The sequence below is a fragment of the Kribbella sp. NBC_01484 genome (assembly GCF_036227145.1).
Lineage (GTDB): Bacteria > Actinomycetota > Actinomycetes > Propionibacteriales > Kribbellaceae > Kribbella.
Genome location: NZ_CP109437.1, coordinates 6,896,702 through 6,921,056 on the forward strand (window position 1 = coordinate 6,896,702; position 24,355 = coordinate 6,921,056).

At 68.7% G+C, this 24,355-nt stretch carries 22 protein-coding genes; 12 read left to right on the forward strand and 10 right to left on the reverse strand.

What is annotated here, in order from left to right; translation table 11 throughout:
• Window positions 1-55: 55 nt before the first annotated feature.
• From OG555_RS33430 to OG555_RS33445, 4 genes are read right to left on the reverse strand one after another with little or no spacing between them, the layout of a single operon-like run.
• Entirely contained in the window at window positions 56-1,234 is a 1,179-nt protein-coding gene (locus tag OG555_RS33430; RefSeq protein WP_329476553.1) for a PP2C family protein-serine/threonine phosphatase, read from the reverse strand.
• Window positions 1,231-2,034: an alpha/beta fold hydrolase gene (locus OG555_RS33435; protein ID WP_329476554.1), complete on the reverse strand. Its 804-nt coding sequence runs from the start codon at window positions 2,032-2,034 to the stop codon at window positions 1,231-1,233. The genes OG555_RS33430 and OG555_RS33435 overlap by 4 nt, the downstream gene beginning before the upstream one ends.
• Window positions 2,035-2,079: 45 nt before the next feature.
• Window positions 2,080-2,931, reverse strand: coding sequence for a phosphotransferase family protein (locus OG555_RS33440; protein ID WP_329476555.1), 852 nt, complete (start codon window positions 2,929-2,931; stop codon window positions 2,080-2,082).
• Between the two features lie 42 nt (window positions 2,932-2,973).
• Entirely contained in the window at window positions 2,974-3,951 is a 978-nt protein-coding gene (locus OG555_RS33445; protein ID WP_329476556.1) for an ArsR/SmtB family transcription factor, read from the reverse strand.
• Window positions 3,952-4,026: 75 nt separating this feature from the next.
• On the opposite strand from OG555_RS33445, the gene OG555_RS33450 reads away from it, so the two are divergent.
• From OG555_RS33450 to lhgO, 4 genes are all read left to right on the forward strand, one after another.
• Window positions 4,027-5,244 carry an MFS transporter gene (locus tag OG555_RS33450; protein ID WP_329476557.1) on the forward strand — a complete coding sequence of 406 codons (1,218 nt, stop codon included), beginning with the start codon at window positions 4,027-4,029 and terminating at the stop codon, window positions 5,242-5,244.
• 104 nt (window positions 5,245-5,348) lie between these two features.
• Window positions 5,349-6,659 carry a serine/threonine-protein kinase gene (locus OG555_RS33455; RefSeq protein WP_329476558.1) on the forward strand — a complete coding sequence of 437 codons (1,311 nt, stop codon included), beginning with the start codon at window positions 5,349-5,351 and terminating at the stop codon, window positions 6,657-6,659.
• Between the two features lie 27 nt (window positions 6,660-6,686).
• Window positions 6,687-7,514, forward strand: a complete 828-nt coding sequence (locus tag OG555_RS33460) for an aldo/keto reductase (RefSeq protein ID WP_329476559.1) — start codon at window positions 6,687-6,689, stop codon at window positions 7,512-7,514.
• Window positions 7,515-7,585: 71 nt separating this feature from the next.
• Window positions 7,586-8,791: an L-2-hydroxyglutarate oxidase gene (lhgO, locus tag OG555_RS33465; protein WP_329476560.1), complete on the forward strand. Its 1,206-nt coding sequence runs from the start codon at window positions 7,586-7,588 to the stop codon at window positions 8,789-8,791.
• 46 nt (window positions 8,792-8,837) lie between these two features.
• Here the strand turns inward: lhgO and OG555_RS33470 are convergent, their stop codons facing one another.
• Window positions 8,838-9,614, reverse strand: a complete 777-nt coding sequence (locus tag OG555_RS33470) for a FadR/GntR family transcriptional regulator (protein WP_329476561.1) — start codon at window positions 9,612-9,614, stop codon at window positions 8,838-8,840.
• A gap of 180 nt (window positions 9,615-9,794) precedes the next feature.
• On the opposite strand from OG555_RS33470, the gene OG555_RS33475 reads away from it, so the two are divergent.
• From OG555_RS33475 to OG555_RS33505, 7 genes are all read left to right on the forward strand, one after another.
• Complete coding sequence (locus tag OG555_RS33475; protein ID WP_329476562.1) at window positions 9,795-10,961, forward strand: mandelate racemase/muconate lactonizing enzyme family protein; 1,167 nt, start codon at window positions 9,795-9,797, stop codon at window positions 10,959-10,961.
• A 31-nt stretch (window positions 10,962-10,992) separates the two neighbouring features.
• Entirely contained in the window at window positions 10,993-11,751 is a 759-nt protein-coding gene (locus tag OG555_RS33480) for an SDR family NAD(P)-dependent oxidoreductase (RefSeq protein WP_329476563.1), read from the forward strand.
• A gap of 2 nt (window positions 11,752-11,753) precedes the next feature.
• A complete protein-coding gene (locus OG555_RS33485) occupies window positions 11,754-12,872 on the forward strand; it encodes an aldose 1-epimerase family protein (protein ID WP_329476564.1) in 1,119 nt (372 codons plus the stop codon).
• Between the two features lie 22 nt (window positions 12,873-12,894).
• Window positions 12,895-14,115 carry a CaiB/BaiF CoA transferase family protein gene (locus OG555_RS33490; RefSeq protein ID WP_329476565.1) on the forward strand — a complete coding sequence of 407 codons (1,221 nt, stop codon included), beginning with the start codon at window positions 12,895-12,897 and terminating at the stop codon, window positions 14,113-14,115.
• Window positions 14,115-15,212 (forward strand): hypothetical protein, encoded by a 1,098-nt coding sequence (locus OG555_RS33495; protein ID WP_329476566.1) that lies wholly within the window; start codon window positions 14,115-14,117, stop codon window positions 15,210-15,212. The genes OG555_RS33490 and OG555_RS33495 overlap by 1 nt, the downstream gene beginning before the upstream one ends.
• On the forward strand, window positions 15,209-15,991 hold the full coding sequence (locus OG555_RS33500) for an enoyl-CoA hydratase/isomerase family protein (RefSeq protein ID WP_329476567.1): 783 nt from the start codon (window positions 15,209-15,211) through the stop codon (window positions 15,989-15,991). Before OG555_RS33495 ends, OG555_RS33500 begins: the two co-directional genes overlap by 4 nt.
• Before the next feature lie 97 nt (window positions 15,992-16,088).
• A complete protein-coding gene (locus OG555_RS33505; protein ID WP_329476568.1) occupies window positions 16,089-16,850 on the forward strand; it encodes a carbohydrate deacetylase in 762 nt (253 codons plus the stop codon).
• A 52-nt stretch (window positions 16,851-16,902) separates the two neighbouring features.
• Here OG555_RS33505 and OG555_RS33510 read toward each other — a convergent pair whose 3' ends face one another.
• Genes OG555_RS33510 through OG555_RS33520 form a run of 3 tightly spaced genes read right to left on the reverse strand, consistent with a single transcriptional unit; the run spans window position 16,903 to window position 20,130 of the window.
• On the reverse strand, window positions 16,903-18,465 hold the full coding sequence (locus OG555_RS33510) for a DUF4139 domain-containing protein (RefSeq protein ID WP_329476569.1): 1,563 nt from the start codon (window positions 18,463-18,465) through the stop codon (window positions 16,903-16,905).
• Window positions 18,462-19,310, reverse strand: coding sequence for a helix-turn-helix domain-containing protein (locus tag OG555_RS33515; protein WP_329476570.1), 849 nt, complete (start codon window positions 19,308-19,310; stop codon window positions 18,462-18,464). Before OG555_RS33515 ends, OG555_RS33510 begins: the two co-directional genes overlap by 4 nt.
• A 22-nt stretch (window positions 19,311-19,332) precedes the next feature.
• Window positions 19,333-20,130 carry an alpha/beta fold hydrolase gene (locus OG555_RS33520; protein WP_329476571.1) on the reverse strand — a complete coding sequence of 266 codons (798 nt, stop codon included), beginning with the start codon at window positions 20,128-20,130 and terminating at the stop codon, window positions 19,333-19,335.
• A 376-nt stretch (window positions 20,131-20,506) separates the two neighbouring features.
• On the opposite strand from OG555_RS33520, the gene OG555_RS33525 reads away from it, so the two are divergent.
• A complete protein-coding gene (locus OG555_RS33525; protein ID WP_329476572.1) occupies window positions 20,507-22,459 on the forward strand; it encodes a heparinase II/III domain-containing protein in 1,953 nt (650 codons plus the stop codon).
• A 92-nt stretch (window positions 22,460-22,551) separates the two neighbouring features.
• Here OG555_RS33525 and OG555_RS33530 read toward each other — a convergent pair whose 3' ends face one another.
• Both OG555_RS33530 and OG555_RS33535 read right to left on the reverse strand, forming a co-directional pair.
• Window positions 22,552-22,746 (reverse strand): hypothetical protein, encoded by a 195-nt coding sequence (locus tag OG555_RS33530; protein ID WP_329476573.1) that lies wholly within the window; start codon window positions 22,744-22,746, stop codon window positions 22,552-22,554.
• 3 nt (window positions 22,747-22,749) lie between these two features.
• Window positions 22,750-24,351 (reverse strand): S8/S53 family peptidase, encoded by a 1,602-nt coding sequence (locus OG555_RS33535; RefSeq protein WP_329476574.1) that lies wholly within the window; start codon window positions 24,349-24,351, stop codon window positions 22,750-22,752.
• Window positions 24,352-24,355 lie beyond the last annotated feature (4 nt).

The window sequence follows — 24,355 nt, forward strand, 5'->3', positions numbered from 1 at the left end:
GCGCATATGATGCCTCGCCCCGGAAGGCCGCTCTGACAGACGGCGGGGAATCAGCTCACAGATCGTCGTCCGGGCGAATCGGGGCTCCGAGAGCGAGCAGAGCGGTGTCGTCGGCCAGCCGTGGCCCGAAGCCGGAGAGTACGTCGGAGAGTGCTCCAACGAGTGCAGTCGGTGACGTTCCGGCGTACTGAGTGGCGAGCGTTCGCAGGGATTCCGGGCCGTAGAAATCGCCGTTGACCCGCGCTTCGGTCAGCCCGTCGGTGTAGAGCAGCAACATGTCGCCCGGCTCGAGCGTGACGTCGGTCTGCGGGAACTTCGAGGACGGCAGGATGCCGATCAACGTGCCGTCTTGGCTGAGGAGGAACTCGCAACGTCCGTCAGCGCGCACCAACAGTGGTGGTGGGTGACCTCCCGACGCGAAACGTACGGCGACCTGGCCGGTCACGGGGTTGCTCCGCAGCGTCCCGAAGACCGCCGTGCAGTACCGCAGGTCTCCGCCGGCATACCGCTCATGCAGTACGGCGTTCAGCGTCCCTAGCGCCGCAGCCGGGTCATGCATTGCCGCGGCTCGCAACGTATAGCGAGCCACCGAGGTCATCGCGGCAGCCGCAGGCCCCTTGCCGCACACGTCACCGAGAAAGAAACCCCAGCGTTCACCGTCGATGGCGAACAGGTCGTAGAAGTCGCCGCCGAGTTCGTCGGGTGACGCCGTGTGGTAGTGCGCCGCGGTGGCCAGTCCCGGCACCTTCGGCATAGTGGCCGGGAGCAACGATTGTTGGAGGACGGCCAAGGCGTCCTGCAGCCGGGCACGATCCGCCTCCGCCTGGCGCCGTGCCTGCTCGGCCGCCTGGCGTTCGCGCAACAGTTCTTCCTCGTACGCGCGCCGGATGTGCGCGTCGAAGATCGTCGTCCGGATCAGCACCGGCTGGTCGTTGTCGTCGTACCTGACGACCGACGACACCAGGATCGGCATCCGGGCACCGCCGGCCTGTTTCAGCTCGAGGGCGACGCCGCTGACCTCACCTTGCATCCGCAGCAGGGGAGCGAAGTGGGTCTCGTGGTAGAGCTTGCCGCCGACGGTCAGCAGGTCGGGGAACCGAAGCCGTCCGACCACCGCATCCCGGGGCAGGCCCAGCCAGTCCAGCAACGTGCTGTTGACCTTCACGATCGTGCCGTCCATCGACGTCGACAGGAGGCCGCAGGGCGCGGCGTCGTACGCCTCCTCGTCGGTCACCTCAGGTCCGCGAGGAAGTCCACGATGGCCTTGTTGGTGGCGTCGGGTGCCGACAGATGCGGGCAATGGCCGGTGGCGTCCAAGGTGACGAGGGTCGAGCCCTCGACGGCGGCGTGCACGTAGGCGCCGACCTGTCGCGGGGAGATGACGTCCTGGGCCGATTCGAGGATCAACGTCGGCACCTGGACCGTGGCCAGATCGGCGCGGGAGTCGGACAGGAACGTCGTCCGCGCGAAGACGCGGGCCATCGCGGGATCGGTGGCGCAGAAGCTGTTCGTCAGTTCCTCGTTGAGCTCGGGACGATCCGGCGTACCCATGATGACCGGAGCCATCGCGGCGGACCAGCCGAGGTAGTTCGACTCCAGCGAGCTCAGCAGTTCGTCGATGTCCTGGACGCTGAAGCCGCCTTGGTAGTCACCGTCATCGACGTAGCAGGGGGACGGGGCGACCATGACCAACGCGCCGAAACGCTTCGGATCCTTCTGCGCGGCCAGTACGCCGATCATTGCGCTGACCGAATGGCCGACAAACACTGCTTCGGTCAGGTCAAGCGCGGCACACACCTCGACCACGTCGTCGGCGTACCCACCGAGCGTGGAGTAGCGCTGCTCGTCGAAGGCCGACAGATCGGATCGGCCGGAACCGACATAGTCGAAGAGCACCACCCGGTGATCCGCGGCCAAGGCAGGAACAGTCAGCCGCCACATGTTCTGGTCACAACCGAACCCGTGAGCCAGCACCACCGCCGGCCCGTCCGGATTGCCGGTGACGACGACATTGTTCCTGCGCACGATGTCCACCTGGCCATCCTCGCAGCCGCGTCCAGACTGGGCAGATCTCGACTGCTAAGGGAAGAGCCAGTGCAGGGCTCGGAGGCACTTGTCCGTGTAGCGGGTCTGTCCGGTCTCGAGTCCGAAGGCGAGGTCTTCGAAGACGCTGCACCGGGCGCAGAACATCGCCCGGTCGACCAGCTGATCGGTCGCGGCCGTTCCGTACTGCGCGAGCGCCGCCGCGAGTGCGTCCGGTCCGAGATCTCGGTAGATGAGGCCGAAGTCGTTGGCGCGGTCGACCAGGGCGGCATCGGTCCAGTCGATCACCCCGGTGACCGCTCCGGACGCGGGGTCGACCATGACGTGTTCGATGCCGAGATCGTTGTGAGAGAACACGAGCGAATCGGGCTCTGCCGGTGGCTCCGCGGCGAGAAAGCGGGTGATCGCCGGCCGACGACTGTCCGGCACCTGGTCGCGGACAGCCTCGAAGGTTTCGGTGGCCTCCTCGAGCCAATCGCTCAGCGGCACGACATCGGGCGCCACCAGACCGTCGAACGTCTCAGTCGGAGCCGAGTGCAGCGCACCCAGGAACGCCCCCAACTGCTCCGCCACCAGGACGCCGTCGTACGGCGAGTCCCGCTCGATCAGCGGGATTCCCCGCACCATCCGATAAGCCAGACACCCCTCGTCCGCCTCGACGAAAAGCGGCTGGGGGACTGCCAGTGGCGAGATTCCCGCGACCACTCCGAGCAGGCGGGCCTCGCGCTCCACCTGGGCCACCGCAACGTCCTTGGCGAACCGGACCACGATGTCACCGTTGACGACGTACGCCGTGTTGTCCATCCCGGCCCCCATCAGCTCGACACCCTCGACCCGGCACCCCGGCAACCGCCTGCCTACCAGCTCGCGAACCCTGACGTCATCCACAGCCTGATCCTCCCCTCCGCTTCAAGCCCAGAGCCGGGGCTGTCAGTGACCGGCCAGGTTCCGGCCGAGTTCGGTGCAGACGTACAGGACCTGTTTGCCCTGGCGGTTCCGGCTGACCAGGCCTGCGTCGTACAGCACCTTGAGATGGGCCGAGATGCTGCTGGGAGCAGCACCGAGTCGTTCAGCCAGATGGGTGGTGGTCTGCGGCGCGTCGAGAATCGCCAGCATCCTGGCCCTGGTGTCGCCGAGCAGCCGGGCCAATGGGCGGCCGGTTGGCTGTGGAGCGCGTTCCCAGAGCGTGCCGATCGCCCGGGCGGCGTAGTACATGGCATGTGGCGAGGCAGCCCGAACGGCGAAGGCGGGGCGCCCGGCGAGGAAGACGCTGGGGACCAGCGGCATTCCGTCCCCGCGGAGTTCTCGCTCGATGCGATGGTGCCAGTCCATCTCCAACCGCCCTTCGGTCCACGTCAGGGACGGATGAATGTCGGCGAGCATCCGGCCCGGTCCGTAGTCGGCGAGGGCACGCGTGCGGAACGCGATGTCGGCTTCCAGCAGCGTTCGCATCCGGGCCCAGGCCGGCTCGATGGCCAGCCGCCACCAGGTGGCCAGCGCCGCGACCAGAAGCGGGAGACCACGTTCGGGTTCGGTCTGAAGCCGGCGGCCGAGATCGGTCAGCGGCAGGTGCCCGCCGACGGCCTCCAGGTCGGCCCGGACCGTTTCCGGGTCCGTCGCGGCCAGGACCTCCAGCTCGGCCGCGATGTCGGTCAGCGGGGATCGCGGCGGCGGCGTGAGGAAATCGGGCAACCAGGCGCCGGGCCGGATCAGCGCCTCCAGCAGCGGCCGGTGCGGACGGAGCTCGGCCGATCGGTCGGCTCGGGCGGCCGCCTTGAGCCACGGGAGGTGTACGGCGCTGCCGGCCGGATCCTGCAGGCACCAGCGACTGGTCACCGTGTCCCACAGCGGGGAGATCGCGAACCGGGTGCCGGCCAGATCGTCGGCGCCGAATCGGGTGATGAACACGGGTCCAGTGTCGCTGACGATTCGGCTGAGAACGAATCGATTTCGCGGCTCGCCGTCATCGGGTTCCATCCCGGCATGACTGTCGCCACCCCGCTCACCCGGGCACAACGATTGCTTCCTCCGGCCGGGCTGCCGCGAGCGCTGTGCCTGCAGTCGGCTCTGTATGCCGTGGGCTCGGGATTCTTCCTGTCCGGGAACGCCGTCTTCTTCACCACGATCGTCGGCCTGTCAGCTGCCGAGGTGGGCCTCGGCATCTCGATCGCCGGGGCTCTCGGATTCGTCGCCGCGGTTCCGCTCGGTGCGGTTGCCGACCGGATCGGCCCGCGGCGCGCCTGGCTGCTTGCCGCGCTGATCGAAGGATGCATCTACTTCGCGTATCCGCTGGCTCGCGGGTTCCTCGCGTTCGTGGTGATTGTCGCGGCCCTGGCCCTCGCCGAGTCCGCCGGGCATTCGGGCCGGGGCGCCTACACGCTGGACGTCCTCGCACCGGGGGAGCGAGTGCGGTTGATGGCGTTCAACCGCTCGGCCCTGAATCTGGGATTCACCGCGGGAGCCTTACTCGGCGGGCTCGCACTGGCGAGCGGCAGCCGAACCGTGATCATGGTGGTTCCCCCGCTCGCCGGGGGGCTCATGCTGGTCACCGCCCTGCTCATCTCACGGTTGCCGGCCTCGCCACACCGGCGTTCCGACCAGCAGGTCTCACGGTTCGCGGTCCTCCGGGACCGGCGGTTCCTGGTGGTGTCGCTGCTCAACGGCGTACTCGGATCGCACCAGGTCCTGCTGATGGTCGTCTTCCCTCTCTGGCTGGTCGAGCGGACCGACGCGCCGCACGCCGTACTCGCCTGGTTGTTCGCGCTCAACACAGTGCTGGCGGTCGGTCTGCAAGTCTGGGCGGCGCGCGGCGCGAACACGGCGCACGGCGCGGTCCGCTCTTCCCGCCTGGCTGCGGCCGGTATCGCCGTTGGTTGCCTAGTGATGCCGATCAGCGCCGGGACCGCCGCCTGGGTGACGGTCTGCCTGCTGGTCGGTGCGTACGCCGCAATCACGCTCGGCGAACTGTTCCAGTCAGCAGGGCATTGGGGGCTGGTCAGCGAACTGTCCCCAGCCGACCAACGGCCTCAATACCAAGGAGCCTTCCGGCTCGGGCTACAACTCCAGTCGATCGTCGGCCCGGTCGCATTCACGGCACTCGCGGTGACCTGGGGCCCGATCGGCTGGCTGGCCATCGCGGCCGTGTTCGTCCTGGCGGCGATCGCGCTCGGCCCCGCGGTCGGCCGTCATCACGCTGTATAAGCTCGGGCGTCGGAGATCGGTTGGTTCGTTTCGAGGCTGGGTACGGGGGGCGAATGCTGGTTGCGAAGCGTTACAGACTGGGGCCCGCTCTCGGGCGGGGCGGCATGGGCGAGGTCTTCCGCGCCACCGATGAACAACTGGAACGTGTGGTCGCGGTCAAGTTGCTGCTGCCGTCCGGTCACGACGCGCGCGGAGCTGCCCGATTCCAGCGCGAGGCGCGAGCCGCCGCGAGGCTGAGCGACCCGCACGTCGTGTCCGTGTACGACTTCGGCCAGCACGGCGACGGCTTCTTCCTGGTGATGGAGCTGGTCGAAGGCCGGACGGTCTCCGCGGAGCTCGCCGAGCACGGGCCTCTGCCGAAAGAGCGTGCGATCGACATCATCGAACAGGCCGCCGCGGGCCTGGCCGCCGCGCATCGCGAGGACGTCGTCCACCGCGACGTGAAGCCGGGCAACCTGCTCCTGGCGGCGGACGGGACCGTCAAAGTCGCGGACTTCGGCATCGCTCACGTTCCCGGCGACGCGTCGAGCACGCTGACGGCGACCGGCCAGATCATCGGCAGCACGCACTACCTCGCTCCCGAGCGAGCCAGAGGCGGGCAGGCCGGCAAGCCGTCCGACGTGTACGCGCTGGGTTGCGTGCTCTACCAGCTGGTCACCGGTGAGCCGCCGTTCACAGCCGAGCACCCGACAGCGATTCTTTACCAGCACGTCGACACTCCTGCGGCGCCGCCGAGTCTGACCCGCCCCGAACTCGGTGGACCGTTCGAGACCGTTTTGCTCCAGATGCTCGCCAAGGAGGCCGCGGACCGTCCGTCCGCCGCAGAGATCGCGACCGGCGCCTTGCGCGCCGAGCCACTCGGAGCCGACCTCGGTCCCGTCGTCGTACCCGTTGCCGAGGCTCCGAGCATCGCAACCAGCCCACTCGAGCCGCTGCAGCCGCCGAACCGGATGAGCAGGAAGACCGTGCTGGCCGGAGGGATCGCCCTCCTCGCGACGGCAGGGGCGGTGGTGGCCGGAGTCTTGCTCAACGGCAACGACCCAAGATTGCCCCCGAGCACCGAGGTCGGCCCCCGACAGGGCCCTACCTCCGCGACGCCGGAGTCGAACCCCGCCGCGACGAGCACCGCATCCACCACCGGCCCCACCAGCTCCAGTACGGCGAGCCGCGCAAACCCGACCACTCCATCGCAAAGCGCCTCCCAGCCGGCAACGTCGAGCAGCCCTACGGCCAGCACCACCACGACGTCGCCGAGCGCGTCCAGCCGGCCCAGCACCACCCCCAGCGCTCCCACGCAGGGAACTCCGTCCACGGGAACCTCCCCCTCGAGCACGCCTCCGACCGACACCCCCACGCCGAGCGCTCCGGCGTCAGACACTCCATCGCCAAGCGCGACGGGGCCGGCAGCGGACTAGGCTCCTGCTCGGAGTCAGGAGGCACGGGTGAAGGAGCTCGTCGGTCGCGTCGCCCTCGGGGTGGCGGGCCTGTCATTCGCACCCCGCGATCGCTCAGCTGATCTAGCAACTATTCGATCCGGCCTCGCCGCGGGTACGGCGATCCTCGACACCGCCCGCGCGTACGCCCACGTCGACAAGCCCCTGTACGGCGAGGAGCTGGCCGCGGAAGCCGCCCGGGGTACCAGCGCGATCGTCGGCACCAAGGGTGGTCACTCGCGAACCGGGGCGACCACCTGGGACGCGGATATCAGCGCGCCGCGGATCCGGTCCGACGTCGAGACGAGCCTGCGGGTCTTCGGAGGCGAGCGCGTCGATCTCTACTACCTCCACAGAGTCGACCTGGCCGAGCAGCCTGTGGAGGAGGGCGTCGGTGCTCTGGCGTCGCTCCGTGATGAGGGCAAGGTGGCCCGGATCGGTCTGTCGAACGTCGGCGTGGCCGAGCTCGAGAGAGCGTCCACGGTCGCTCGCGTCGACGCCGTACAGAATCACCACAGCGCCATGGGACGCGAGTCGCTCGAGGTGCTCGCGTGGTGCGAGGCCAACGACGTGCCGTTCTTTGCCTACTCACCCCTTCGACCTGCGGCCGCGGCACCCCGGCTGACCGCCATGGCCGATGCCCGTGGCGTCTCACTGCAACGCCTCCAGCTACGCGCCCTGCTGGCCTCGTCACCCGTGTTGTCGGTCATCTCGGGCGCAACCCGACCGCAAACCGTTCTCGATTCCCTCGCCGCGGAGTCCGAGCCCTGGGACGAAGCCCTCGAGACCGCGTACGCCGAGGACCTCGCGCTGGTCGCCTCAGCACCGCCGGCCTGACCCGTGGAAACTGTATTTATGGCCCGCATTCCGCCTCTTGTTGACAGAGTCGGGGCGTCCAGGAGGGTTCGATGGGATCTGTGGTGAGGACTTCGGTCGTGGTCGGCGGCGGGATTGTCGGTCTGGCTGTGGCGAGGGCTTTGCAGCGGCTCGATCCCGGGACGCGGGTCGTCGTCCTCGAGAAGGAGGGGTCGGTCGCGGCGCACCAGACCGGTCACAACTCGGGGGTCGTGCACTCGGGGCTGTACTACAAGCCCGGATCCCTGAAGGCGCGGCTTGCGGTGGCCGGGGGAGCGGCGCTGAAGGAGTACTGCGACGAGAAGGGCATCCCGCTGGAGGTCCCCGGGAAGCTCGTCGTCGCGACCACGGACGCCGAGTTGCCGCAGCTCGACCGGCTCTTCGGCAACGGTCAGCAGAACGGCGTCCCGGTACGACGCCTCACCCTCGACGAGGTCGCGGAGCGCGAACCGCACCTGCGCGTGAAAGGCGCCCTGGCCGTCGACTCCACCGGTCGGGTGGACTTCAAGCTCGTCGCCGCCGCCCTGGCCGATGACGTCCGCGCGGCCGGAGGCGAGATCCGCACCGGGGTGACGGTGACATCGATCGAGAACGCGGGCTCGGTCGTCCGCGTGCGTACGACGGACGAGGTGATCGAAGCGGATCGCGTCGCCGTCTGTGCCGGCCTGCACAGTGACCGGCTCGCGCGGGCCTCCGGCCTCGAGCCCGGTGTCCGCATCCTCCCGTTCCGCGGCGAGTTCAGCGAGATCGTCCCGGAGCGCGCCTCGCTGGTGAGAGGCCTGGTCTATCCGGTGCCCGATCCCGATCTGCCGTTCCTCGGCGTCCACCTCACGCGGGGCATCGACGGCATCGTCCACGTCGGGCCGAACGCCGTACCCGCCCTGGCCCGGGAGGGCTATTCCTGGTCGAAGATCGTCGGTCGGGACCTCTGGGAGTCCATGGCGTATCGGGGCACCTGGCGTCTCGCGCGGCGGTACGGGAAGACGGGCGCCAAGGAAGTGATGCGCTCACTCACGGGCCGGGCGCTCGTACGGGAGGCGCAGCGGATGCTGCCCGAGCTGCGAGTCTCCGACGTACGACGCTCTGGCGCCGGCGTGCGCGCACAGGCCGTGACCCGCGACGGCAAGCTCGTCGACGACTTCCTCTTCCTCCGCGACGGCCGGACCTTACACGTCCTCAATGCCCCGTCCCCGGCCGCCACCGCCTGCCTGACGATCGCCGACCGCATCGCCGAGGAACTGTCGGCAGACCGAGCCTGAAGGAAGGACCACACTCGGCCCGGGTGACTGTCGAGCCGATCGCGGATCAGCTCAGCTGCGGGCGCCCGCCTCCGCCATGACCTTCTGGGCGCCGGCGCTGCCAGGCCGACCGGATGTGGGCGGTCATCGCCTGCGCCGCGCCGGGCGCGTCGCGGTCGAGGATGCGGTCCAGGATGATCCGGTGCTCGCCGTTGGTGACGGTCACGGCCTCGATGCTGGGGTGACCCTGGTAGCGCAGGCTGGTGCGCGCCTGACTGTGCACGGAGCTGACGATCGAGCGGGCCAGTCGGTTGCCGGAGGCGGCCATGATCCGGTCGTGGAACTCCACATCCGTCTCGATGAAGATCTCCGGCCGGGCGGTGTCGGCCTCGAGCCGGTGGTAGATCGCCTCGAGTTCCGCGCGGTCCTCGTCGGTGGCCAGCAGCGCGGCCTGGCCGGCGAGGTCGGACTCCAACGCGCTGCGGACGCTCACCAGTTCGTCGAGGATGGTCAGGTTCGAGTCGTGCTTGACCGCCGCGGCCAGCACGGCCGAGTCCAGCAGGTTCCAGTGCGAGTCGTCGCGGACCACGGCGCCGATGCCCCGGCGGACCTCGACCAGGCCCTTGGCCTCGAGCAGTTTGAGCGCCTCCCGGACGGTGATCCGGCTGACCTCGAACTGCTCGACCAGCGCGGCCTCGGGCGGCAGAGCGGCGTACGGCGGAATGTCGCCGGAGACGATCCCGTCCACGATCGAGTCCACCAGCAGATCGGCCAACCGGGCCGGACGTCGCGCGGCCGCGGCCGGGGCGAGTCGCACGGTTGCGTGCGGGCTGTCAGTGGCCACGCTTCCTCCAGGGATCTGCTCGGGCGTCCACTGGATTGTCACCCGAAGCCGAGCAGTCAACAAACCCTTGACAACAGACAACAGACAACTAACATTCAAGCTGCCCATGATCGCGATCTACCTGTTCTCCAGCGCCAGATCACCGACGGCGTCACCGCCGGCTCGACCAAGGGGTAGCGCATGCGCATCACGGGATATCGCACCGCCACGACGGTGCACGACTGGGGCAGACCCATTGGTGACGCCAACGGCGCAGTCGACTCCGGCAGGACGTCGGTGCCGGTCGTCATCGTCACCACCGACGTCGGCCTGGAGGGCATCGGGCTCGGGTCGTACGACGGCATCGACACGGTGTTCCCGGCACTCGACGGGCAGGACCCGCGCGCTGTGGTCGCGTTGTACGACCGGATGCTCGCGTGGGTCTTCAAGCGTGGTCACGCCGGCGCGGTGTTCGGTGCGATCGGTGCGCTGGACATGGCGTTGTGGGACCTGAAGGCGAAGGCCGTCGAGCAACCGTTGTGGCGACTGCTCGGCGCGCGCGATCACGTCGTACCGGCGTACGCCTCCGGGCTCGACGGGCCCTTGGCGGACGAGGAGTTGGCGAGGCTGCACAAGCGGTTCGCCGAGCGCGGCCTGCAGGCGGTGAAGGTCAAGGGCGGTCTCGACGTGGCCGCGGACCTGCGGCGGCTCGGCCTGGTCGCGGAGCTCTACCGCGACATCACCGGTCAAACGCCCGCACTGATGCTCGATGCGAACGAGGCCTGGTCGCGCAAGGAAGCGGTCCGGCACATCCAGCGGATCGAGGAGCACGTCGACCTGGCCTGGGTCGAGGAGCCGGTACGGCGCTGGGACGTCGACGGGCTCGCCCTCGTCACGCAGTCGGTGAAGGCGGCCATCGCCACCGGCGAGAACCTCACCGGACTCGAGCAGTTCCGGCCGTTGGTGGCAGGCAACGCCGTGGACATCGTGCAGACCGGCAGCGTCTGGGGCATCACGCACTTTCTCCGGGTGGCGGCGCTGGCACACGCGTTCGACCTGCCGATCAGCCCGGTCGGGTACAACGTGAACCCGCTGGCTCATGCGGCGGCCGTCGTACCCAACCATCTCTCGATCGAGATCCAGGACCTGGCGGCCCCGATCGGGATCACCGCAGACCAGGAGGTTGCCGACGGCCACCTTGTGCTGGGGGAGTCGCCCGGGCTCGGCTACACCGTCGACGAGGACGCGATCGCCCGGCTCGGCGACGCCGCCGGCTGGGGTGACAACGCCGGACCGCACGTGCGACCCGATCGGGCCGGCCGCCGGCTGGTCGGCAAGCCCGCGATCCGGCCGCGTGACCAGGTTTGAACTCCACCGGTAGCTACGGAATGGACGCAGCATGACGACACACGCGCACGGTGACAGGAGCGCCGTGGTGACGGGCGCCGGGGGTTCGCTCGGGCGGGCCACCGCGCTACGCCTGGCGAGCGACGGTTATGCCGTCGCCCTGCTCGATCTTCCTGGGGAAGGGCTGGCCGAGTCCGAGGCCGTGGTCAAGGCAGCCGGCGGGCGGGCCGCGGTACAGCCGATCGATTTGCGCGACTCGACTGCACTCGTCACCGCGATCGGTGCGGTCGAGGATCGGCTCGGCCCGCTGCAAGTACTGGTGAACAATGCGGCGATCTATCCGGCAACGCCGTTCCTCGACATCTCGCTCGACGAGTACGACGATGTCGTCGCCGTGAATCAGCGTGCCTACTTCGTGGCCGCCCAGGCGGCCGCACGGCTGATGAGTGGGCGGCGGTCCGGCTCGATCGTCAATGTCGCCTCGATCACCTGGCACGGCGGCTGGGAGAAGCTGGCCAGCTACGTCAGCACCAAAGGCGCCGCCGTCGCGCTCACCCGGGCGCTCGCGCGTGAGCTCGGCCCGAACGGCATCCGGGTGAACGCCGTCTCGCCGGGCGCGTTCCCGACCAAGGCGGAGACGATCCACGAGGACCCCGAGGCCTACACCGCCTTCGTCATCGATCACCAGTCGATCAAACGGCGCGGAACCCCTGCGGAGCTCGCCGCAGTCGTGTCATTCCTGGCGGGCGCGGACTCGTCGTTCGTCACCGGGCAAACGATCAACGTCAACGGCGGATGGGTGATGGACTGAGCATGAACGTCTTCGGGGAAGAGTTGTCCGTCGCGGCGCTGCGGGAGCGGACTGGTGACCTCGCCAGCGTTGCCGGTGTCCGTGAGATCGAGTTGAGCAACGGTGTCGAGCGTGGGGTGCGGGCGGTGCAGTTGCGGAGTGCTGCCGGGCTCGAGGTCGAGGTGCTCGTGGATCGTGCGCTTGACCTCGGGTCTGCTCGGTTTCGCGGCGTTCCGTTCGGCTGGCGGTCGGGTAACGGGTTCCGCCATCCCGGTCTGCACGAGAACAACGACGAGGGCGGCTTGTCCTGGCTCCGGGCGCTGGACGGGTTGCTGGTGTCGGGCGGACTGGACCACACGTTGTTCGGCAACGAGGTCGACGCCGGTCAGTACCGCTATCCACCGAAGCAGACCGTGGCGCAGGGTTTACACGGGCGGCTGACGGCAATCCCCGCTCGGCTGCTGGAGACGGGCGAGATCTGGGACGGCGATCGATGCACGCTGCGGGTTCGGGGCGAGGTCATCCAGGCGACGTCGTTCGGTGAACACCTGCGCCTGACCCGCACGGTGGAGGTCGACTTCGACGGACTCGAGATCCGGCTGTCCGACGTGGTGGACAACCTCGGGTACGAGCGGACCCCGCACATGTTCCTGTATCACCTGAACTTCGGGTGGCCGGTCATCGACGCGGGGACGGAGTTCGTCGCGCCGATCGTCGAGACGCCCTGGCGCAGTGACTCGGTGGCCGAGCAGGGTGTGTCGTACCGGGTGCTGCCCGACCCGCAACCCGGCTTCGTGGAGCAGGTGTACGAGCACCGCCTGGCGCCGGACGCGGACGGCCGGCACCGGGTCGCGTTGCTTCGCGGCGACGGCACCCTCGGCGTCGAGGTCGACTGGGACGCGGCGACGATGCCGTGCTTCTTCGAGTGGCAGAACCTGCGCAGCGGTCAGTACGCCGTCGGCCTCGAACCGTCGACCCACCACGTCGCCGGTGACGCCGCCGCCCGCGCGGACGGTTCGATGACCTGGCTCGAACACGGCGAGTCCCGGACCTACCGCACCGCGATCCGCGTCCTCGACGGCGTCGAGGCCACCACGTCCGCCCGCGCCGCGATCCGTCGCGTCGCCGGCCAGCCCGACTGAATCCCGAGCGCAGGAAGAGACGATGACCACGAACAACCGCATCCTCGACGGGTACCGCGTCCTCGACTGCTCCATCGCGATGGCCGGCCCGTTCGCCGCCCAGCGGCTCGGCGACCTCGGCGCCAACGTCGTCAAGGTCGAGCCGGTGACCGGCGAGTGGCAACGGCACGCCGCGGCCGGTGGAGCGAAGGGCAACGCGATCAACGTGTCGTTCCTGTCGCTCAACCGGAACAAGCGCTCGCTGGCCGTCGACCTCAAGTCGGCCGACGGCAAGCAGGTGCTGCTCCGGCTGGTCGAGACCGCCGACGTCTTCCTGCAGAACTACCGTCCGGGCGTCGCCGAACGCCTGGGCGTCGACTACGCGACGCTGTCGGCGATCAACCCGCGCCTCGTGTACGTGTCGATGTCCGGGTACGGCGAAGACGGACCGCACCGCAATCTGCCCGGCCAAGATCTGTTGCTGCAGGCAAAGTCCGGCGCGATGCTCTCGACCGGCCGGCACGGAGAACCACCACAGCCGGCCGGGCAGTACCTGGTCGACGCCGTCACCGCGTCGACGGCCTTCGAGGCGGTGCTCGCCGCGCTCCTGCATCGCGAGCGCACCGGCGAGGGACAGCTCGTGCAGGTGAACATGCTCGACGCGATCACCACGTTGCAGATGCAGGAGCTGTCGGTCTTCACGGCTGGGGGAGTGCCCCAGCAGCGCGGCTCGGAGCCACACGCTCACGTTTACATCAGGTCGCCGTACGGGACGTTCAAGACCGCCGATGGCTTCCTCGCGCTGGCGATGCCGGATCTGCCGACGCTGGGCCGGGTGATCGGTGCGGACACCTTCTTGGCGATGGATTCCGAGGTGCACGGCTGGACGCATCGAGACGAGATCTTCCGTCGTACGGCGGAGCGCCTGCTGGAGCGCACGACCGCCGAGTGGCTGGCGGACCTGACCGCGGCCGGGATCTGGTGCGGCCCGGTGTACGACTATCAGCAACTGGTCGACGATCCGCAGATCCGGCACAACGGCACCTTCGTGGAGTACGACCATCCGACCGAGGGACGCGTGAAGACGCCGGGGTTCCCGTACAAGTTCTCGAAGACACCGGCGACGGTCGACCGCGGCGCGCCACTGGTCGGCGAGCACACCAGCGAGGTGCTCGGTGAGGCCGGCTTCTCGGCCGACGAGATCGCGGCGTTGCTGGAGACCGGCGCGGTCGCCGAGACGCGGCTGCCGGATCCGGTGCGCTGATGGCGTCGTACCGCGGTCTGACCTGGGACCATCCGCGCGGCCGGGACGCGCTGGTCGCGGCCGGCTGTGAGCTGGACCTCGTCTGGGACGTGCACCCGTTGAGCGGTTTCGAGTCCACCCCGATCGAGGAACTGGCCGAGCGGTACGACGTGATCGTGCTGGATCATCCACATCTCGGGGATGCACTGGCCCACCGCTGCCTTCAGCCGGTCGACGAGTTCCTTGCTGCCGGCGCGGAGTTCGCCGGCCCGAGTCTGGCGTCGTACCGGATGGATGGCCGGCTCTGGGCGTTGCCCCTGGATGCCGCTACTCAGGTCGCTGCGACGCGGGCGGATCTGGTCGACCCGCCGCAGTTGTGGTCGGAGGTGGTCGAGCTGTCGCACCGCGCGCCTGTCGCCTTGTCGCTTGCTGGTCCGCACGCGTTGCTCACCTTCGCCTCGATCTGCGTCGCGCTGGGGGAGGAGCCTGGTGTGGCCGACCGGTTCGTGCCGGCGACCGGTGTCCGAGCCCTCGAGCTGATGACTGACTTGACCGCCCGCGCGCCGCGGCACACCGTGTCGCTCGATCCGATCGGACTGCTGGCGGACATGACGTCCGACGACACCGTGACGCATTGCCCGTTGGTGTACGGGTATGTGAACTACGCCGCCTTGGAAGTGGACCGCCGATTGACCTTCACCGACGCACCCAGTGAGCGGCCGGGATCTCGGCCCGGCTCGACGATCGGTGGTACGGGTCTCGCGGTCAGCGCGCGCTGCGAGGTCGGTCCGGACCTCGCCGAGCATCTGCGCTGGTTGCTGTCGGCAACTGCTCAGGAATCGTTCATTCCCAGCCACTCCGGGCAGCCGGCGAGGCTGAGCGCCTGGACGGCGCCGGCGGTCAACGCGCCGGTGGGGGACTTCTACCGGGCCACCTTACGGACCATCACCGCCGCCTGGATCCGGCCTCGGTACGCGGGCTACATCGGCTTCCAGTCCGCGGCGAGCGAGGTGATCCGGGACGTGCTGTCCGGATCCTCCTCGATCAGCGCGGGCCTCGATCGGATCCACACCTTGCACAGCTCGAGTCGCCAGGCCGTGGAAAGGATCCCTTCATGATCAGTCCAGCCACCGACGACGTGCTCTTCGAACAGCATGGACACGTCGCGGTCATCACCCTGAATCGGCCGGCCAAGCTCAACGCCGTCACCAGTGAGATGTCCGACGCACTGGTCGAACTGGCACAGCAGTGCAACCAGGACGACGACATCCGCGTCGTCGTACTGACCGGTGCCGGCGAGCGGGCCTTCAGCGCCGGCTCGGACATCCGCGAGCTGGACAAGTACGCGACACCGTGGGCGTTCCGGAACCGCGAGGACTACTGCGACTCGCTCAAGGTCCTGCGCAAGCCGGTGATTGCCGCCGTCAACGGTTACGCACTCGGCGGCGGTCTCGAGACCGCACTGATCTGCGACATCCGGATCGCCTCGTCGAACGCGTCGTTCGCGGCGGCCGAGGTGAAGCTCGGCTGGATCGGCGGCGGTGGGATGTCCGCGCTACTGGCCCGATCGATCGGGCCGAGCAACACGTCCTTGATGCTGATGACCGGCGATCCGATCGATGCCGAGCGAGCGCTCACCTGGGGTCTGGTGAGCGAGGTTGTGGAGCCCGCCGCGCTACTGCCTCGTGCGCTCGAGCTGGCGACGACCATCGCCGCCCGCGCTCCGATCGCCGTCGAGACGGCGAAGGCCAACTTGTCCGCGGCGTACAACCTGCCGCTCGATCAGGCGGTCCGGTACGAGCGCGACATCCAGACGGTCTGCTTCGCGACGCAGGACGCGGCCGAGGGCAGGGCCGCCTTCGCCGAGAGGCGCCCACCGACCTTCACCCGGGCGTGAGGCGGTTCAGGCCTGCTCGGAACCCCGCCGCTGATCGCCGGCCAGCAGCTTGGGGTACGGTCGACTTCCGGTTCGTTCGCTATCCCCAGGAGTGCACGTGGCTGGTGAAATCCGACTGATCGTTCAAGGCGACGACTTCGGCATGGTGCATGCCGTCAACGCCGGCACCATGCAGGCGTTCCAGGAAGGGATCCTGACGCAGGCCTCCACGATGGCCGCGTGTCCGTGGTTCACCGAGGCCGCGGCGCTGGCACGTGAGTCCGGGATTCCGCTCGGCGTCCATCAGACCCTGACCTGCGAGTGGGACTATCTGCGCTGGCGGCCGCTGACCGATGGACCGTCGCTCGTGGGTGCGGATGGCACGTTCCTCCGGACGGTGGCCGAGGCCAAGTCGTCGATCACCCATGCCGACGCCGTCCGCGAGTTGTCCGCTCAGGTGGCGAAGTTCGCCGCCGAGGGGCTCGCTATCGACTACCTCGACGTCCACATGGGCCAGTCCGCGCCGGAGGCGTACGACGAGGTCTCGGCCGCGGCCGGCAAGCCGTTCATCTACGGTCCGGTGGAGTCGCAACGGTTCGCCTCGATCGAGACGCTGAGCGACCGCGATGCGGCAATCAAGAAGACCTGGGTGCTCGAGCACATCGCCGGCCTGACGCCGGGCGTGCACCTGTTGGTCACCCATTGCGCTCTCGCCGAACCTGAACTCGGTGCCCTGCACGCCCCCGGCAGTGACACCTACCGCTGGGCCGAGGAGTACCGGCTCTCGGATCAGGCCATCGTGACCGACCCCGAGATCCGCAAGGCGATCGAGGAGCGCGGCATCGAACTTGTGTCGATGCGCAACGCGTTCACCGACTGACGCCGGATGGCCGGTCCCGGCCGCCCCCGAAAAGTTCGCCGCACTTCGGCGCTCAGTCGCGCCAGCCGGTGAGTTCGACGGACTTGCCGGTGTCGACCCGGAAACCGAGCTTGATCAGGAGCTCCTGGCCGGCGGCCAGGTCGAGCTTCCAGGTGACGACGCCGAGCTCGGTGGTCTCGGCCGGCTCGGGTTCGGCGGTGATCGGCTTGACGGTGATCTCGTGGTCGCGCGACACCGGCAACTGGTCGAGCACCGTCACCCGGGCCTTGCGTGAGGTGTGGTTCTCGATCCGGGTCTCGTACTCGACCTCACGCCGGCGGGTCGATCCGAGCGTGGCCTTGGTCGCGTTCCGGCGGACGAGCTTGCGCTCGACGCGGATGCGGTCGTCCAGGCCGAGGGCGAGCTCGACGTCCTCGCCGGGAGCCCAGATCGGCAGCGCGGCCGAGCCCACGAAGTCCGCCTCGTGGAAGACCGCGGCCTTCCCGGCGGGCAACGTGTGCGTGGACGAGTTCACGACCGTGGCGCGCAGGTGGACGTCGGTCGACCGGACCGGCGCGGTGATGTAGTCCAGCTCGGCGTCGAGGTCGATCGAGGCGATCGTCGCGCGATGCGAGGCGCCGTCCGCGGGCACGGCGACCGGCCGGGGCGGAGTGTAGGTCGCTGCCGTGACGCCCTGCTCGACGGTCGCGGACTGCTCGACCCAGTCGGGTGCCGGCATCGAAGCTGACTGGAGCCGCTCCCTCCCGTCGCCTGACGCCCGCCTGGAGTCGAGACTCAGCGGAACGCCGGCCGGTACCGGTAGGTGGAAGCGGTCGAGATACCAGGGGTCGAGCTCGGGGACCTTCGCGGTCGCTGTGGGACGGGCCGTGGACAGGGTGAGGGCGCACTCGGGCCAGTCCTCGCCGGTCTGCTGGCTGACCAGGCCGTACCAGCTCAACGTCAGTCGATCGCCGGCTAGGCGTACGTCGTACGAGCTCGTCCAGCCGGCAAACGGGACGACGTACGACAGCTCGATCTCCACCTCCGCCTCGCTCTCCAAGGCCAACGTGACGGCGGCCGAAAGGCGGTCGGGTGTGCGTTGCTGCGCGATCGCGGCGAGCCGGCGGTCGGCGGCGGCGAGACGGTCGTCCGCCTCGTGCCGCAGGGTGGCGAGCTCCCGTCGCTTCGAACGTACGGCGGACAGCCGGGCGGCGAGCGACTCGGTGAACCCGCTCAGCTCGGTGGCGGTCTCACCGGAGGCCAGCGATCGTGCGAAGCTGCCGCCGGCCCGACGAGCGAGCTGGGTCAGGAACGCGTCCAGCTGGCCCTGGACATCGTCGTCGTCGGCGAGCTCCGCGACCTCGGCCTGGGCCTCGCGACGCTGCCGCTCGAGCTCGGCCACGGTCTCACCCGGCGCCTGCGGATTGTGCCGCGTCGCCAGGTCCACCCCGAGCACGGTGGCCGGTCCGCGGCCGGCGACCCGGACCGAGTCCTGCTCCAGTACGAGCGGCAGCGGCTCGACGTACACCGTTTGATCGCCGGCCGGCACGATGACCTTGCCGCGCCGGGTGATCCGGGCCCGGTCCGGATAGACGGCGACGGCGACGATCGGAGCGTCCACCAAGAGTTCGGTCATGCCCCGACAGTAGCCCGCGAGTTCGGCCAGGCGACGTCGTCGATCGCCAGCCATGGTGCGGCGGCAATCGCGGTGGGCGTCACCCCGGCGATCGCGAAGACCTCGCGATGGAGGTGCGACTGATCGACGTACCCGCTCTCGGCGGCGACGCCGGCCGCGGCGTGGCCCGCCGCGAGGAGGTGGGCGGCGTGGTCGAACCGCACCAGCTGAGCGGCTCGTTTGGGGGTGATGCCGAGCTGCGACCGGAACCGGGACCACAGGCGCTGACGGCTCCAGCCGATCTCGCTCGCCAGGCCGTCGACGCGCGCCCGCCCGCGACTGGTGAATGTCCGGCCCCACGCGTGGGCGACCTCCGCATCGACGGATCTGCGGGCGTCCAGACGCCGGCCGAGCACATCGATGACGATGGTGAACCGATCGTCCCACGACGCTGCAGCCCGCAGTCTGTCCTCGAACCGTCCGGCGTCGCGACCCCACACCTCCGCGAGGGACGCAACCGTCCCGGTCAGGATGGTCGATGCACCGAAGACCGCGGCCGCCGCGACCGGCGACAGCCGGATCTGGAGACATTCCCCGACCCTGCCGCCGGCCCGCAGGGCGCCCGGCAGGAGCCCGACGAAGACACTGCCTATCTCTCGCCGGCCGTGCACGTCGTAGACGAGACCTTCGCCCTCGCCCAGATCGATGATCAGGCTGACGGCGGGGTGCGCGACCATGGCCATGTCCACGAACGCCGAGGCCCGGTGACCGAACCCGGCCATGCTGACGCCCGGCAGCCGGGCCGGAGAGCGCGGGACGGCGATGTCCACCAGCGTCCAGTCAGGTGGTGTCCCGGTCGATGGCATATGACGATGCTAGGCCTGATGGTCAGAGGTCTGCCGCGACGAAGTCCAGCAGCAGACCGCTCGTCGCCCCGGGAGCTTCGAGCATGGGGATGTGCCCGATCCCTGGCAGCAACTCGACCCGCGTGTTCGGTACGGCGTCATAGTCGTGCGCCGACGACGGATCCCAGCGGGGGTCCGCACCGCCGAACGCCACCAGCACCGGTACGTCGAGGTCGGCCAGCCGGTCGGGGACACTTCGTGCCGCGATGTATTCGCCGTTGCAGCGCAGCACCGCCGCGAACGTGCTGTACGTGAGTCCCTGGAGCTCGGTGACGAGATCGTTCGGGATGTCCACCGGGCGGGCGCACGTCACGTTGATTCCTCTGCGGATCAGCTTGTCGGTGCGCAGCGCCCAGACGAGTCGGCCGATCGGCGGCCACCCCAGGGCCCGCATGAGGGGCGGCTGCGGTAGAAGTGCATCGGTTCTCGGGCCTGTGCTGACCAGTGCGATCGCCTTCACCAGCTCGGGTCGCTGTTCCGTGAGTGAGGTCGCCACATAGCCGCCGCTCGAATGTCCCACCACGGTGACAGGACCGAGGCCGAGGGCATCGATCACCCTCGCGACCTGGGCCGCCTGCGCCGGCACGTCGTACGACGCAGCGGGTTGGGAGTGGCCCATCCCCGGAAGGTCGACCCGGACGACGTGAAGGTTGCCGGCAAGTGCCGGGACCACTGGCGCCCAGCACGCCCCGGACGCGCCTGAACCGTGGATCAGCAGCAATGGAGGCGCCTGACGCGGGCCGTCGTGGACCACATGCATCCCGTCCGAGTACTCCCTCATGGACGACACGATGCCACGGCTGCGGACGGCCGGTCTTGTACGAATGTCAGTTCTCGAGTGCCGTCACAGACGACCGCCACGCGGTGGGCGCAACCTTTGGCGGCTCGGGTGCATCGAGCAGGTGTGGGGATTTGCCGTAGGGGGTGGTGGTTCTTGGTGAGAGAGCTTCGGCAGTCACGTTCGACCTGAGCTGCAGGTCGGACCGTCGTTAGCGGCGAGCGGGCCCCGGGGGTGTCCGCGTGCTCGCCGATGGCAGGACAGATCTGGCCGGCAGTGCCTGAGCCCTGTCCAGTCGTGCATTTCGGCTCTGGCGCGCTCGCGACCCGAGCATCGACAGCGTCGCCGCGGTCCGGCGACGGTGGGGGAAGGACAAGTCATGCGATTCATGACCACGGCCGGTGCGGCCGTCGGGATCGCCGTTCTGGTACTGGGGGCGGGAACGGCAACAGGAACAACTCGAACACCAGCGGCCACGCCGGGCATCACGATCGTGCCCGCGCCGCCGGGGCCGGACCAGGCGGAGTTCGTGCCGGGGCAGAGCAACGTCGTACCCCCGACCGCGCCGCCGGCCACGGACATCGGGACGGGCCAGGTCCAGTCGCTGGCGGCACCGTTCTACGCGTGTCCCGGCTTCAGCGGGCTCCAGACGACGAACCCGTTGGCGAATCTGTACGCGGACAAGTTCCAGTGGGGACCGTACGCGGCGTACAAGGTCGGTAATGGCGGCGGCAACATCAATTGGGCGCTGAACCCGTACAAGAACGCGAGCTGGTACATGTGGTTCCACTCGCTGCGCTGGCTCGGCCAGGGCATCGTCGCGGCCGGCCAGGGCAACCTGACCGCGCTGACCCGGGTGAACACCATCGCCTACGACTGGTACCGCGACAACCCGTATTCGTGGAAGGCGAACGTGGGTGCGTGGGAATCCACGATGCACCGGACGAACGTGCTGATCTGCCTGCGGCAGGCCATCCTGACTGGACTGAAAGTCACCACGTTGCCGACCAGGTACACCTGGATCAACGCGGCACTGCTGAGTCACGCGAGGTTCCTGACGAACTACTGGAGCGGCGCCTGGAACCACGGCACCGACGAGAGCATCGCGCTCTTCGGCGTCGGGTGCACCTTGAACCGGGCCGACTACAAGAACCTCGCCCAGCAGCGGCTGGGGATCGGCATCACCACGTCGATCGACGCGCAGGGGTCGACGAACGAGCAGTCGACTGGGTACGCGGCGTTCAACTACTCGCTCTGGGGCCGCGCGATGACCGTGCTGACGAACTGTGGCGTCAGTCCCGGTACGACGATCGCGACCAGGCGAGCGCTCTTGGCCAAGTGGCTGACCCTGGCCACCAACTCGCTCGGCAAGTTGCACCAACTCGGTGACACCGAGGTCCAGGCGACGTACCCGTGGCCGGGAACGCCGATGGAGTACGCCGGCTCCCGGGGGACGAAGGGTACGGCGCCACTGTGGCGGGTCGGGATCTACTCGAACGGCTACGTCTTCGGCCGGACCGGCTGGGGTACCGATGCCGCCAGAGGGTTCGCGGGCGAGTCGACGTACAGCATCAGGTTCGGTCCGGGGCGGGCGTTCCATGGCCACTTCGACCACACCAGCATCACCTACACGGCCCGTGGGCGGGACATCGTCATCGACGGCGGGTACGCGGCGTACAACGCCGGTGCGTACCGAACCTGGGCGGTGAGTCCCGCGGCTCACAGCGTGATGGCGACGCCGCTGTCGACGTATCTGAACCCGGTCACGAAGCTGACCGCATCGTCGGTGAAGGCGAATGCCGAGTCCTATCAGTTCGTCGACGCACCGGGGAGCGGGGTCAGCCGGGTCCGCTCGGTGCTGGTGCTGAAGGGCCCGGACTTGATGGTCACTTGGGACCGTGCGTCAGCGAGGACGGCGCAGGCGTTCCAGACGCTGTGGCATCTGCCGCCGGATCAGAAGGCGACCGTGATCTCGCGGACCACCGCGGTGGCGATGGCACCGGGTGACACGACCAAGACGGTCCTGTTCCAGATCCCGTTCAGGCAGGCGTTGCCGGCGGGCGCGACCTTGGTCAAGCAGGCCCAGACGAACCCGATCCAGGGCTGGTCCTACCCGAGCAGCTACGTGCGCAAGTCCGCCCCGACACTGCTACTCGCGCGGTCCGGCAAGACGGCGTCCATCCTGTCGTTCGTCGTACCCGTCCGGGCTTCCGGTTCGGTCAGCTACACCACCCGCTGGTCGGGTACAACGTTCATCATCAACCTGAACGTCGGCGGCCAACGCGCCACCATCGGCATCTCGGGTGGTGGCTCGCTGTACCGTGCCGGCTAGCTCGCTGGGCCCGGATAGTTGCCTTCAGCAAGCAGCATGACCCGGGAAAGAGGGCAGGCGGCGCCACATCGGCGTCGCCTGTCCTCCGACTGTCAGTCGACGGTCGTGGACGTCAGGTCGACCCCGCCGCTGGAGGCGTGGTGCAGGGCCGTCCGGTCGCCGTGGTCGATGATGGTGAGGTCTCCGCTTGCGCCGTCCACCACGACCCGGCGGCCGCAGCCGTCAAGACACTCGAACAGCAGACCGGCAGGGCCGGCCGTGCACTCCATCCGATGCGTTCTGGCCATGCTTCATGACAGCACCCTGCATCCGCACGCGCAATCGCATCCGGCACGGCATGGTTCGCGAGGAGTGCCGCACACCTGATGCGGCAGCAGCACCGGCCCGACGCCCGCCACCGCCTGGCTGCGGGCCAACCGCAACAACGCCTCTGCCGCCTGGGGAGCGTTTTCACCGGTCGCGGACATCCGTGCCGCGATCATCCCGGCCACCAGTGGCGTCGAGAACGACGTCCCACTCCAGTTCGCGATCCCCGCGAAGTGCCTTTGCTCATTGACATGGGGCTCTTCGACGCACGTGTAATCGCCGACTGCGAACGCGTTCACCAGGTCCTCGCCGGGCGCGTACACGTCAACCCAACCGCCGTAGTTGGAGAAGTCCGCGCGGCCGTTGCCGTCCGCCGAAAGAGCGCCGACCCCGATCACCCACGAATACGCCCCGGGGAAGGTCGGCAGCTGTGTCGTGTCGTTTCCGGCCGGCGCGAGTACGACGGCGTTCAAGTAGCGCAAACGCTTGTCATAGAAGGCAGTGAAGGTGTGCATCGGGCGATGGAACCGGGTGAAGCCGTCGAACTCGCAGACGATGATGTCCGCACCCAGGTCCAGCAGGTCGCTCATCTTCGCGATGATCTCGTGCTCGTACGCCATCCCCGCGCACGGCCGATGGTCGATGTACTCGGCCTTCTTGACGCACACTTTCGCCTTCGGCGCCGTACAGCGCACGCAGCCGGCGACGAACGTGCCGTGGCAGGAGTACGGCTGGATGTGTCCTTGGGGTCCGCCGAACGGCACCTCGGGGTCGCCGCAAACGCCGGCCATCCACGGCCACCGCTTGGGTGCGTCCTCGAGCAGACCGCCGTCCACGACACCGACTATCACCTCATGGCCGTCCCATCCGTGTTTTCCGCAACAGATCCCGTTGCTCACCGGCGGTACTGGGCTCATCGAGTGGCTGGGTACTTCTGCCGGCTCCGTCGCCGGGCAGGGATGCCCGTTGCCGCACAACGAGAGCGCATGGTCCGGGGTCGCCTTCCCCACACCGAGGACCTCGTCCAGCCGGCGCAGTACCGTCGGCGTCGAGAGTGCATCGTGATCGTCGTGGCGGCCGTCGTAGGTGCCACCGAGCTGGTCGCCACCGTATTTCCCAGGCCTGGTGGCCGCTGCGAAGGTCCTGCCATAGCGCCAGACCAGCCCTGTGACACCGTCGATCACGGGCAACCGGTCGATCGCCACATCTGCGGGAATGATCGGTCCGACGTCGTCACGACGTTTCGACGCCGTCTGTTCATCAGGCGGTTCTTCCCGCAGCGCGTCGAGCACCACGTCCAGGTCTTCCGTGCGGACGAGGATGGTGTCCCGGCGGTAGAAGTACTCGACGTATCCGAGCTCTTCCCAGTTGTCCGGGTACGCGGCCGCGGTGCCGTGCCACCGTTCGTGTCCGTCACCTCGCTTCTTGCGACGGCTCGAACGCTCGTGGGCTTCAGGATCGTCCAGAATGAGGCTCAATGCTTCGTTGAGGCGTTTCTGCGGTGGCATTTCGTCCCCTCCTCCATCGTGAAATATTCCGGAGAATGCACAGGGGCGGAGTATTACGATTCGAAGATGGGTGGGCAAGGGG